The organism is Streptomyces sp. NRRL F-5123 (assembly GCF_000721495.1).
Lineage (GTDB): Bacteria > Actinomycetota > Actinomycetes > Streptomycetales > Streptomycetaceae > Actinacidiphila.
Genome location: NZ_JOHY01000120.1, coordinates 1 through 12,354 on the forward strand (window position 1 = coordinate 1; position 12,354 = coordinate 12,354).

Annotated in this window: 4 protein-coding genes and 7 pseudogenes; 7 read left to right on the forward strand and 4 right to left on the reverse strand. The window is 67.9% G+C overall.

The features are described from left to right. The first annotated feature begins 175 nt into the window (after positions 1-175). Positions 176-1,250 (forward strand): annotated as a pseudogene (locus IH54_RS48195) (IS630 family transposase). Between the two features lie 6 nt (positions 1,251-1,256). Here the strand turns inward: IH54_RS48195 and IH54_RS0138230 are convergent. Continuing rightward, on the reverse strand, positions 1,257-1,826 hold the full coding sequence (locus IH54_RS0138230) for a hypothetical protein (protein WP_159012374.1): 570 nt from the start codon (positions 1,824-1,826) through the stop codon (positions 1,257-1,259). A 319-nt stretch (positions 1,827-2,145) separates the two neighbouring features. On the opposite strand from IH54_RS0138230, the pseudogene IH54_RS48200 reads away from it, so the two are divergent. Next, positions 2,146-2,349, forward strand: a pseudogene (locus tag IH54_RS48200) (transposase family protein); the annotation flags it as partial. Positions 2,350-2,371: 22 nt separating this feature from the next. After that, a pseudogene (locus IH54_RS48205) lies at positions 2,372-3,136 on the forward strand (ISAs1 family transposase); the annotation flags it as partial. A 51-nt stretch (positions 3,137-3,187) separates the two neighbouring features. Here IH54_RS48205 and IH54_RS44145 read toward each other — a convergent pair. Beyond that, a pseudogene (locus IH54_RS44145) lies at positions 3,188-5,857 on the reverse strand (RICIN domain-containing protein); the annotation flags it as partial. A 1,102-nt stretch (positions 5,858-6,959) separates the two neighbouring features. Here IH54_RS44145 and IH54_RS0138240 point away from each other — a divergent pair. After that, positions 6,960-7,415 (forward strand): annotated as a pseudogene (locus tag IH54_RS0138240) (transposase); the annotation flags it as partial. Between the two features lie 51 nt (positions 7,416-7,466). Beyond that, positions 7,467-8,627: pseudogene (locus IH54_RS0138245) on the forward strand (IS30 family transposase). Here IH54_RS0138245 and IH54_RS0138250 read toward each other — a convergent pair. Together IH54_RS0138250 and IH54_RS0138255 are read right to left on the reverse strand one after the other, a co-directional pair. Continuing rightward, positions 8,537-9,112 (reverse strand): transposase, encoded by a 576-nt coding sequence (locus tag IH54_RS0138250; RefSeq protein WP_267965271.1) that lies wholly within the window; start codon positions 9,110-9,112, stop codon positions 8,537-8,539. The pseudogene IH54_RS0138245 and the gene IH54_RS0138250 overlap by 91 nt on opposite strands. A gap of 311 nt (positions 9,113-9,423) precedes the next feature. Continuing rightward, positions 9,424-9,954: a peptidoglycan-binding domain-containing protein gene (locus IH54_RS0138255; protein ID WP_159012376.1), complete on the reverse strand. Its 531-nt coding sequence runs from the start codon at positions 9,952-9,954 to the stop codon at positions 9,424-9,426. 333 nt (positions 9,955-10,287) lie between these two features. Between IH54_RS0138255 and IH54_RS0138260 the strand changes: the two genes are divergently transcribed. Together IH54_RS0138260 and IH54_RS0138265 are read left to right on the forward strand one after the other, a co-directional pair. Then, a complete protein-coding gene (locus IH54_RS0138260) occupies positions 10,288-11,271 on the forward strand; it encodes a helix-turn-helix domain-containing protein (protein WP_234344270.1) in 984 nt (327 codons plus the stop codon). A 198-nt stretch (positions 11,272-11,469) separates the two neighbouring features. Beyond that, a pseudogene (locus tag IH54_RS0138265) lies at positions 11,470-12,240 on the forward strand (IS256 family transposase); the annotation flags it as partial. Positions 12,241-12,354: the final 114 nt, after the last annotated feature.

The following is a 12,354-nucleotide window of genomic DNA, read 5'->3' on the forward strand; positions in this document are numbered from 1 at the left end:
ACCCCTGAACGCCTTCCAGATCGCCTTCGAAGGCCGGCTCACCCCGGCCAACAACTGAACCCCAACAACCAAGATCAGCCGTTAACTGGACACACCCGAATCCAACACTTACTCAGGTTGAACTCGTCTTGTCATAGGTACTGACGGACCTTGATCCCCGCGGTATGACCATGGAGTGCGATACGCGCAGGGGGGCGGGTTCACTGCCCAGGAGCAACAGCGTCGGGAGCGGGTGCGACTGGAGGCCGCCGAGCGGTTCGAACAGGGAGACGGCAACCGGGTGATCGCGGCTGACCTACGGGTCACCGTGCGATCGGTGGAGCGGTGGCGTCAGTCAGGCCTGGCGGCAGGGCGGTTCGCCCGGCTTGGAGTCGAAGGGGCCGCAGTCACTGCCCGGCTCGGCGAGCGGCAGTTCGCCCAGTTGGAGCGGGAGTTGGAGAAAGGGCCGCTCGCTCACGGCTGGGAGGACCAGCGGTGGACGCTTGCACGGATCAAGACTCTGATCGGCCGGCGGTTCCACGTCTCCTACACCGTCCAGGGTGTCTGGAAGCTGATGCGACGCAACGGCTGGTCGTGCCAGCAGCCGGTCCGGCGGGCGATCGAGCGCGACGACGAGGCGGTCGAGGTGTGGAAGAAGCAGGTGTGGCCGTAGGTAAAAGCCTAGTGGCGGCGCTCGGGGCCTGGCTCGTGTTCGAGGACGAGGCCGGGGTCTCGATGACGCCGGCGCGGGCCCGGACCTGGGGACGCCGTGGCCACACGCCCGTCGTTCGGGTGCGCGGCCGCTCCCGCCGACGGGTTTCGATCGCCGCCCTGACCTGCTATAAGCCCGGGATGCGCTCCCGGTTGATCTACCGGCCCAGGCTCGACGACGGCCAGGGCAGAGGCAGGGACCGCAAGAGCTTCGCCTGGAGCGACTACCGCGACCTGATCGTCGCGGTGCACAACCAGCTCGGTGGGCCGATCGTCCTAATCTGGGACAACCTGAACACCCACCTGGCCGCCGGCATGAAGAAGTTCATCGCCGTCCAGGACTTGCTCACCGTCTACCAACTGCCCCCGTACGCTCCCGACCTCAACCGGTCGAAAGCATCTGGTCGCTGTTGCGACGCGGCTACCTGGCGAACGTCGCCTTCGCCGACCCCGACCACCTCGTACGAACGGTCAGACGCGGCTTACGGAAGATCCAGTACCGGCCCCAGCTCATCGACGGCTGTCTGGCCGCGACCGGGCTGGCCACCGCTTTGCCGTGATCGCGTCTAACCTCGGCAGGCCCTGAACGTATCAGTGGGGCCGCGTGCTCCTCGAGCGATGATCGGCGGGCCGCCGTCCTGCGGCAGGACGACGAGGAACCGCCAGAGGTCGTACTCGACGTTCGCCAACCCGATGGTCTCCGCGGACGCGAAAGCCTCGGCAGCGGGCCCGGCGCCGTCGGTCAGCTCATCGAAGCTTGCGTAGGACTTTGCCAGGTCTGCGGAAGGGCCGTTGATCCACAGGCGGACGGGCGCCCCCTTGCGAAGCGCGGCGAGCAACTCGTCACGCATCGCGCCCTGAGCCGATTCCAGGACCCGGCCGTAAAGGCGTTCCTGGACGCACGGCTGCGTCGGGGACGCCTCAGCCTTCTGACGGCACCGTCGGCACGACTGGAGGGCGCCGGCAACGAACAGGTGCAGATGGCGGGTGGTGTGCCGTGCCGAAATGCCGCACAACGTCCTGCGCCCGTCCACCGCATGCTCGACACCCGGGGCGCCGTTCACTTCGCAGGCACCGAATCGGGCCGGCTCCCGCGCTGTGGAGAACGACCAGTCATCCTTCGGGGCATCGATCACGCGGACGAGCATGCCACAGCCGCCCCTCGCCTGGCCTTGACCACCGACATCGCGAGTTCAACCTGAGTAACCTCGCGCTTTCATGAAGTGGGCCGTCCGACAGGCGGTCAGATAAGCGAAAAGTGCCTCTGACCAGAGGCAATGAGGATTACTGAGGTCCTTCTTCCCGGCCCTGTCGGCAGGGCTGATTCAAAGTGCTGGTGATCTTGCAGGGTCGCTGGTCGTACGCACGAAGGGGGTGCTACGGGCCGTTACGAAGACAACGAGGCTCCGGTTGAAGGGGTGACCTATCAAGACGCCCTGCACCACTGGAGCCTCGATGTGCCGCCAGTCTGCCACCGTCTGTCTGACCGAGTCGCCTTCGCCGCGCCAGCGTGAACTGCCGGGTGTCGCTGAGCGGTTGGCGACGTTGCCGGACCCGCGCGACCGTCGTGGCCGACGGCACTCGCTGGTGTCGGTGCTGCTGACTGCGGCCTGCGCGGTGCTGTCCGGGGCCCGCTCCTACCTGGCCATCGGCCAGTTGGCCCACAACAGTGCTCCGCAGGATGCCCTCGCCCGCCTGGGCGTCCGTCCCCGCGGGCCCGCTCGGCCTGCGGAGTACTCCTGCCACCTCCACGATCCGCCGCGTGCTCACTTCGGTGTGCCCCGGTGGGCTGGCCGACCTGCTCGGCGCCGCCTCGGCCGACGCCGGGCGGGTGGCCGTGGACGGCAAGAGTGCCCGCGGCTCACGCACCGGCACCGACGACGCCGTTCACCTGCTGTCGGCCGTCACCGGCTCCGGACGCGTCATCTCCCAGCTTCCGGTGCCCGGCAAGACCACCGAGGTCACCGCCCTGCCGGCGCTGCTGGCACCCTTCGACCTCACCGGTGTGACGGTCACCGCCGACGCACTGCACACCACCCGCGAACAGGCCCGCCATCTGGTGGAGGAGAAGAACGCCCACTTCGTCCTCGTCGTCAGGCGCAACCAGCCGCGCCTGCGCGCCGCGCTGCGGGCCCTGCCGTGGAAGAAGTGCACCACGGTGCGCTACGACCGCGCGACCGGGCACGGCCGACGTGAGACCCGCTCGGTGCGTGTGCTGACCGTCACCGGTCTCGGCCTGGACTTCCCGCATGTCACGCAGGCAGTGAAGATCCACCGCTACCGCACCGACGCCAAGAGCGGGAAGACCACCCGGCAGACCGTCCACGCGATCACCGATATGCCTTCCCACCAGGCATCCCCGCAGCATCTCGGACAACTCGCCCGCGGCCACTGGGACATCGAGTCGATCCACCACGTGAGGGACACGACCTTCGCCGAGGACGCCTCCCAGATCCGCACCGGGCACGGCCCGGCGAACATGGCCACACTGCGCAAGCTGCCATTGCTGGTTGGCGCCGTTGTTGGCGGTCCACTGCACGACGGCGGCTCCGTCGCTGGTCGCCTGGCCGCTCACGTCGGCCGCCAGGCCGCTGTCATGGCTGACGATGGTGTAGTACCCGTCGCCGGTGGGCCGTAGGTACCACTGCTGGTTGGTACCGCCGTTGGCGGTCCACTGCTGGAGTTGGAGGCCGGCGGCGGTGGAACCGCCGTTGACGTCGAGCACCTTGCCGGTGGGGTTGTAGCGCAGGGTGAGGGCGCTGCCCGAGGCGCTGAGGGTCCAGTTCCCGCCGCCGGTCTGCTGGACGGCCTTGGCGCCGTCGGCGGTGGAGTTGCCGGCGATGGCCAGAGGCTTGCCGCTGTTGCGGTTGACGATCCGGTAGGTGCCCGGCGCGGGGCTCGTGGAGCTGCCCAGGGTGAAGTACTCGACCGCGTCGCTGAACACGGTCGTCCCGGCTTTGCTGGTGGACAGGACGAGGTAGACCCGTGAGCCGCTGGACGGCGCGGTGAACGACACGGTCTGCGTCGTCTTCGAGCCGAGCGGGACGGTGAGGGTGGTGTTCCCGGAGGCGATCACCGGGCCGGTGGCGCTGTCGAGGTGGGCGCTCCAGGCGAAGTCCACGGCGGTGCCGGTGAAGGCGTCGTTGAACACCGAGATCGTTCGGTTCACGGTGCTGTTGGCGGCGTATCCGGGGACCGCTTGCGACAGGGGGAAGGTGCCGTTGGAGTCCGACACGCCTGAGGCGGACCAATAGGGCAGGTCGATCGCGGCGACCGGGTTGAACGCGGCCTGGATGCGCTGGATCTGCGGATTGCTCCACGGGTCGGAGAGGTTGTCGGCGCCGTAGACGGGATGGCCGCCCTCTTCGGGGGTGAAGTCGGTGGTGCGGACGCCGGGGATGACGCCCGCCCAGGCGGACAGCAGGGTGTAGGGGCGCAAGTCGCTGGCGTCCTTGGCGCGCTTGGCCACCATCGTGGTGGCGAACCACTCGAAGCCCTGCTTGGTGTTGCACTTCGGCCAGATGTACTCGCCCTCGCCGTCGGGCCGGCCGGCAACCGACACGACTTTCTCGCCGTAGGTGCCGAAACCGTCCAAGTAGTGCCCGAAGACATCGAAGTTGGAGTACGCCATGGAGGGGTAGGGGTTGGCCGGGGCGCCGACCCACGCGTCGACGCTGACCGGCCGGGTGCCGTCGTTGCCGTTCATCGCCGCGTACAGGTCCTTCTCGAACTGCTCCGAGTCGTCACCGCTGCTGCCGGGCTCGTTGCTCTGGCTCCAGCGGATCACGGCCGGGTGGTTGCGGTCCCGCAGGGTCAGTGCGCGGGCGTGGTCGACCATGTTGTCGTGCCCGGCGACGAAGTCCTGAAGGCTGTTGGAGCCGCGGATGCCGGTCTCGTCGATGATCATCAGGCCCATCTCGTCGGCCACGTCGAGCATGTAGGGGCTGGCCGGCTCCTGATGAATGCGGACCACGTTGTAGTTCAGCCGCTGGTAGTTGTCGACCGCCTGCGGCCAGCCGCCGTTGCCCGAGGAGGGCGCGAGGAAGCCGGGCAGGGTGTCGTAGGCGTCGCCCTTGCCGCCGTTGTTGATGCGGTCGAAGTCCGCGCCCTGGAGGTTGTCGCCGCGGAAGTTCACCCGCACGCCGTTGAGGTAGTAGTACTCGCCGTTCTGGGTGCTCTCCCGGAATCCGAAGCGGTAGGTCGCGTCGCTGGTGTGTCCGTCGTCGGTCGCCGCGTGGACGGTCAGGCGGTGCAGTTGGGCGCGATACCCCTGCCGGTAGGGGACGTTGGGCCACCAGTACGAGGAGGAGCCCAGGTTCCACGCCACCGGCCCGACTGTCACCTTGACGGTCGAGTGGGCGGCCACGGTCACCGTGCTGCTCGGCAGCGCCGGGTAGGTGAACGACGTGCCGTTGTCCGAGGCGAGCGAGCCGGTCAGGGTCACCGACCGGGCGCTGGCGGAGGTGTTGGTCACCGACGCGTCGTAGGTGAGGGTCTGATTGGCCACGGACGTGCGGATGAACGTGTCGCTGACGTACACGGCCGGATACACGCGCAGGAACGCCGAACGGAAGATCCCCTGCGGTACGGCCTCGGCCCAGTCGGCCGCGTCGGGCACCAGGTACCTGCCGTTCGCTGGGTTCTTCAGGGCGCCTCTGCCCTTCACATCGACCGTGACGGTGTGCGTGGTACCCGGTGCCGCGTACGCGCTGATGTCGAAGTTCGACGGCGTGAACGCGGTGGTTTTGGTCGCCACCGTCCGCCCGTCGACCGACAGGGTCGCCTGGTGGTTCACCGCGCCGAACTCGATCCACGCCGACTGCGGCTGCCCGGAGTCCGGCACGGTGATCGTGCGGGAGTACACCGCCTCGTTCACATCGGTGAAGCCCTGCTTGTACCAGCCGCCGCCCGGCACGGTGATCGACGTCGCCGACCGGCCCACCGGGGTGAACCCCCACGTGCCGGCCAGGTCGACCGCCGCGATGGCGGCGTTGCCGGCGGTGACGCCGTCGGTGCCGGAGGCCGGCGAGGCAACGGCCGGCGTGGCCCGAGGGGCGGTCGCCGTGGCCGGCTGTGTTCCCGCAGCCCCGGTCAGCAGCGCCACGACGGCCACGGACCAAAGGGCCAGGCGTCGACGGCGCGGCGGCTGTACGTGTTGTCGCTTCACACGATCCTCCTTGCAAACGGACCAGGCACGGGCAGGTGATGAACCGGTCGGGGCGGCGCTGAAGCCGTAAGGCGGTGAGCGACCCGCCGGGTCGGCCCTGTCCCACCACAACTCGCCGACAACCAGGGGGAAGGAGGCCGCCCGGACCGCCCGACCCCTCGGCGCACCTGACAGACACCCATCGTGTTAGCGCTCACATATACCGAGCGGTCGGAGATATGGCGTCACTGGAGGGACAGATGTTTCGGATACAAGAAGCTGCCCTGCACCCCTCACGGTGTCAAGTCTCACGACACGAACCGATTCACCCGGTCATCGATGCGACCTCCCGTCCCAACCCTTGCCCGGGGCGCCCCTGTGCTCGCATCGGCGCCAGAAGCCGAGGCCCCCCGCGCGGACGGCTGGCGTGCGGGGCAGGCGCCGAAACAGGCCCGTACCGCACACCCCTTGAGGTGGCGCCGACAGATGTGTCAGTCTCATTTCGACCCTTCAACCGGGGCAGTGCCCCCGCTGGCCGACTGCACACACCTGGGCCCCTCACACTGAATGTGAGCGCTCACCCCTCCTGGGCGACGCGCGCTCTGAAGTTGCAGCGCCCCGCGCCGGCCTTCCCACCAGGCATCCCCGCAGCATCTCGGACAACTCGCCCGCGGCCACTGGGGCATCGAGTCGATCCACCACGTGAGGGACACGACCTTCGCCGAGGACGCCTCCCAGATCCGCACCGGGCACGGCCCGGCGAACATGGCCACACTGCGCAAAGTCGCAGAGAGTGCAGTTAGTGCCCTGACCTCGGTGTTTCATGGGGTGGACGGCCCTGCGGTGGGATGCCGGCCTGGACACGTCGTGCTCAAATCGGCCGCCTGCGGAGCGGCCGCCGATTCCGGGGGACGACTGCCCCGGCGCACGGACGTGCGACTTCGCGACTGTTGGGCCTACCCCACCGTCATCATCACCGTCCGTCACCACCGGATGTGAGACAGGGCCCGATGAACGGCGGATCTGTTGATCATGGAGACGCCAAGTGAGTGAGATGACGATCGAGCCCGAGTCCGCGGCTGAACCGGTCAGTGCGGCCACGTCGGATGAGCAGTTGACCGCGATGCTGGTCGACCGGGCCCGGAGCGAGGGCATGCAGCTGACCGGTGCGGGCGGTCTGCTGCAGCAGCTGACCAAGCGGGTGCTGGAGTCTGCCCTGGAGGGTGAGATCACTGATCATCTGGGCTATGACAAGCACGATCCGGCGGGGAAGAACAGCGGCAACAGCCGCAACGGCACCCGGGCGAAGACCGTGCTGACCGATGTCGGTCCGGTCGAGGTCAAGGTGCCCCGGGATGTGGAGGGCAGCTTCGAGCCGCAGATCGTGCGCAAGCGCCAGCGTCGGCTGACGGGCGTGGACGAGATGGTGCTGTCGGTGTCCGCGAAGGGCCTCGCCCACGAGGAGATCTCCGCTCACCTGGCCGAGATCTACGGCGCCGAGGTCTCCAAGCAGGCCATCTCCACCATCACCGACCAGGTGATGGACGGCATGGCCGAATGGCAGAACCGGCCGCTCGACCGCGCTTGAGTTCTATCGGTGGTTGCGAACACCTCGAAGGAGAGTGTTCCGATGCCGAGGTACGCCCCAAACAAGATGCCGACCGTGGTGAAGCAGAGGTACTTCGAGCTGCTGAGGACGGGCTACAAGGGCGCTGCTGCCGCCCGCGTGGTGGGGTATCCGTCAGCTGCGGCTCGAACTGGTTCATCGATGCTGGGAGCATGCTCGTTCCCGACCCCGGCCCTATATCGCCCCGCTTCCTCACTCAGGACGACCGCATCGACATTGCCAACGGGCTCTACGCCAACCAGCCCGTCAAGGAGATCGCGGCCTCGATCGGGGAAGAGTTTTCAGACCGTCTACCGGGAGATCAGGCGCAACAGCAAGCCAGATGGCCACTACAACCCCTGGTGGGCCCACAACCAGGCCCTCCTGCGCCGCAAGCGCCCCAAGGAGGAGAAGATCCGGGCCGGCGAGCCCCTGCGCACGCTCGTCCGCGAGAAACTCACCGACAAGTGGTCGCCACAGCAGATCGCGCGCTACCTGGCCCGCGAGTACGCCGACGACGCGGCGATGCGAGCATGCCCGGAGACGATCTACCGAGCCCTGTTCGCCGGCCTCCTCGGCCGACGTGACGCCAAGCTCCGCACCGGCCGCACCCGCCGCAAGAAACAGCGACGCGGCGTCCCCACCCCGAACAAAATCAAGAACATGACGCTGATCCACCATCGCCCCTTGGAGATCAACGACCGTAAAACGCCCGGTCATTGGGAGGGCGACCTCATCATCGGCCGCGGGCAGGGCTCGGCGATCGGCACCCTGGTCGAGCGCACCACCCGCTACGTCCAACTGATCCACCTGCCAAGAGGCCGGAAGGCCCCGCAGGTCCGCAACGCGCTGATCACGCAGACAGCGCACATCCCGCCACAGCTCAGAAAATCGCTCACCTGGGACCAGGGCCGCGAACTGACACTGCATGAGGAGATCGAAGCCCTCACCGGCTTCCGGATCTACTTCTGCGAACCGCATTCACCCTGGCAGCGCGGCACGAACGAGAACACCAACGGCCTGCTGCGGCAGTACTTCCCCAAGGGCACCGACTTGTCCCTCCACACCGCCCGAGACCTCCACGAGGTCGCTCGTCAGCTCAACCGCCGGCCTCGCATGGTACTCGGAGACAAAACCCCCGCCCAGGCCATGCAAGAATGGCTCATAGACCCATTGACCAGGTAATTCGCAACCACTGATCGAAACCGCCCAGGGTCGAGAGGCCAGTTCTGCCACTCGGCCATCCCGTCCATGACCTTGTCGGTAATCGTCGAGATGGTCTGCTTGGAAACGTTCGCGCCGTAGACCTCGGCCAGATGGGCGGAGATGTCCCCGTGGGTGAGACCACGCGCGGACAGGGACAGCACCATCTCGTCCACGCCGGTCAGCCTGCGCTGCCGCTTCTTGACGATCTGCGGCTCGAACGTGCCGGCCACGTCCCGGGGGACCCTGACGTCGACCGGGCCGACATCGGTCAGCACCGTCTTCGCCCGGGTCCCGTTGCGGCTGTTGCTGCTGCCCCGGCCCTCGGCGTCGTGCTTGTCGTATCCGAGGTGATCGGTGATCTCGCCCTCCAGGGCGGACTCCAGGACCCGCTTGGTCAGCTGCTGGAGCAGCCCGCCCTCCCCCGTCAGCTGCAGGCCCTCCGACCGGGCCCGATCCACGAGCATCGCAACCAACTGCTCGTCACTCGCCGCCACGGCTGTCGCCGGCTCGCCGCCTGGTATCTGCTCGATGGTCGTGTCGCTCATCCGGCGTCTCCTTGATCATCGGATCCGCCGATCATTGAACACTCCCGCCGGGCTTCGCCGGCACCTCCGCACCGGCCACCGCGCCCCGGGCAGCGCCCGCCGCGCCGCGCGCCATTGGCGCGCGACGACACCGAACGCTGCGCTCCGAGCCGAAGCGCTCCCATCGGCCGCCCGGGACGGAGCGGCCCAATTCCTGCGACAGGGCGTCCCGGGCGGCCGACGCGTGCCTGTCAGTAATGTCCGGCCGGGCAGTAGCCCGTGTGGCCGCCGTTCGCGTCGTATTCCATGAACGAGAACCAGTAGCTGGTGTTGGGGCCGAAACGGCCGTCCACGCTCAGTCCGGCACCCCAGACCTGGTTCATCCTCGTCTGGGCGTACTTCACCGCATTCTCGGTGTTGCCGCCGAAGTCCGAGTCCAATACGAGGTTGCGGCCGTAGCAGGCGTTCAGGCTCTCCTGCACGACCAGCACGGCGATGTTGTGCATACCTCGCACCACGACGCAGTTGTAGTTCCCGGTGTTCGAGCCCAGCGACGGTACGTGGAAGTACCGCCCGTCGGAAGCGAGCTCATAGGTGAAGGAGTCGCACGCGACCTCGGCGGCAGGCGCGACTTGCGTGTGTCCCGATGGCAGGCTGCCGGACCGTACGGAGGCCGGAGCGGTCACGGCGTTCGGAGCGGCCACGGCGTTCGGAGCGGCCACCGCCAACAGACCTGTCAATGCGATGCCGCCGCAGACGGCGGCGAATTTTCTCGAATTCATTCTCACCCTCCCGTTTTTTGTTCACCATGCATGCGCGTCCCGTGCCGCGCATCAGCCCCGCGGGTTGATCGCCCCCGCCGCCCCCCCCCGTGGCGGCGATGCCGAGCGCGGCGGTGGCGGTCAGCGCTGCCTTTGCCCGCAGGCCGCGACAGTCGCCGGCCGGAGGACCGGCGCGCGGCCCGCCGAGCGGTGCTGCGGCATGAGCAGAGGATGCCGTGAGCAGCCCAGCGTGGACCAGAGTTTCCAATCTGGCTTTGAACCCACTGGTCAGCGCTATCCTGAGAGGGTTGAGCACCGGAGTGACCGCAGCAACGGGGGGTGGCTGGGGGGCTTATGGGTCTGCTTCGTCTGCACTTCACCGAGAGCGACTTGGCCCGGACGCGTATCGCTTACCGGCCGGACGCGCTGTGGGAGTTGGTGCTGAGTGCCAACCTGCTCGGAAACAGGGAGGGCCGAGCGGTTTTCGATGCATGGCGCACTGATTCGCGGGCTCGTGTGCGGAGTTTGCCCGCAGTCCATCGGCAGTTGATACGCCTCGTTGCGCCTCCCTACAGCGACTTCCCCGACCTGCTCACTCCACCGGCGGGGGAGGCGGGCATCGATGCGGGTATCGAAGCGGTCCTCTCGACGCCGCGGGCACGGTTACGGCGTGAATTACTGGCCTTGGGAGAGGTGCCCATTTGGGCCGGCCCCCTGGTGCGAGGAGAACCGGAAGCCGTAAAGGCACTCGGGCAGGCCATGCGGAGTTACTTCTCCGTGGCGCTCGAACCCTGTTGGAACCGGGTGGAAGCGCAGGTCGAAGCGGACCGGATGCGCCGGGCCCGGGCATTCCTCAGCGGGGGCATCGATGCGGTACTGGACAGCTTGCGCCCCTGTCTGCGGTGGCGGGCACCGGTTCTCGAAGCAGCCTATCCCCAGGAGCGCGACATCTGGCTCGGAGGCCGCGGAATAGTGCTGATTCCCTCGGTTTTCTGCTGGGGCACGCCCGTCACGCTGATCGACCCCGAACTGCCACCCGTGGTGGTCTATCCGGTGGACCGGACCGGTTCGTGGTGGGCGCCGGCCGGGGAAGAGGATCGGCGCGACGGCCTGGCAGCACTCCTGGGCCCGACGCGGGCAGCCCTGCTTCGAGCCGCGGCAACCGGTGGTGCGGGTGGAGAGCTTGCCCGGCGCAGCGGGTGTTCGTCCGCTGTCGCCAGCTACCACCTCAAGGTCCTTCGCGAGGCCGGGCTCGTCATCGCCCTCAGGGACGGCCCCCATGTGCTGTACACGGCTACGCCGACAGGACACGCCCTGACCCTGCGAGTCGCCACCTAAGGTCTTCTTTCTTCGGGTTTCGGCAGTGTCCACCGGTGCGCGTACCCACTGGGCGGGGGACGCGGTTGCGTCCGTGGAAGTGGTGTAGCGGGTGGACCTGATCCGGGGGTTTGTCCCGGCGTCCGGGTTGGTGCCCGCATAGAGAGACGGCCACCGGCTGATCTTCGAAGTGTCGAAGCCTCGAAGGAGATCAGCACGATGACCGCAACCGACAGTCTGCCCCTGCACGCCCTGGCCGAGGACAACCTCGCCGCGGCGAGTCCGGATCTGCCGCGCGCAATGGTCAGGACGTTCACCGACGCACTGATGTCGGCGGAGGCGGACGCGATGTGCAATGCCGAGTACGGGCAGGTCAGCGAGGAACGCGTCAACCACCGCGACGGCTACCGCCCGCGGGAGTGGAACACCCGCGCCGGGACCGTCGAACTCGCGATCCCCAAGCTGCGGCAGGGAAGCTACTTCCCGGCCTGGTTGCTGGAACGCCGCCGCCGGGCTGAACAGGCCCTGATCTCCGTGGTCGCCGCTGCCTACCTCCTCGGTGTCAGCACCCGCCGGGTGGAGAAACTCGCGCAGTCCCTCGGCGTCACCCAGCTGTCGAAGTCGCAGGTCAGTGCAATGGCCAAGCACCTGGACGAGCAGGTGGCAGCGTTCCGCAACCGGCCGCTGGGCGCCGGCCCGTATGCGTTCGTCTGGGTCGACGCGCTGACCCAGAAGGTCCGCGAAGAGGGTCGGATCGTCAATGTCCACGCGCTGGTCGCGGTCGGCGTCAATGCGGATGGGCACCGCGAGATCCTCGGCCTGGACGTTGCCACCGCCGAGGACGGTGCGGGCTGGCCGGCGTTCCTGCGCTCGCTGACCGCCCGCGGCCTGGGAGGTGTCCAGCTCGTGGTGTCCGATGCCCATACCGGCCCCGTCGCCGCGATCGGAGCAGTCCTGCCGGGCGCTTCCTGGCAGCGCTGCCGCACCCACTGAAGCCGTCAAGAATGGGAGTGTCTAATAAACGGCGGATCTGTTGATCATGGAGACGCCAAGTGAGTGAGATGACGATCGAGCACGAGTCCGTGCCTGAGTTGGCCGGTGCGG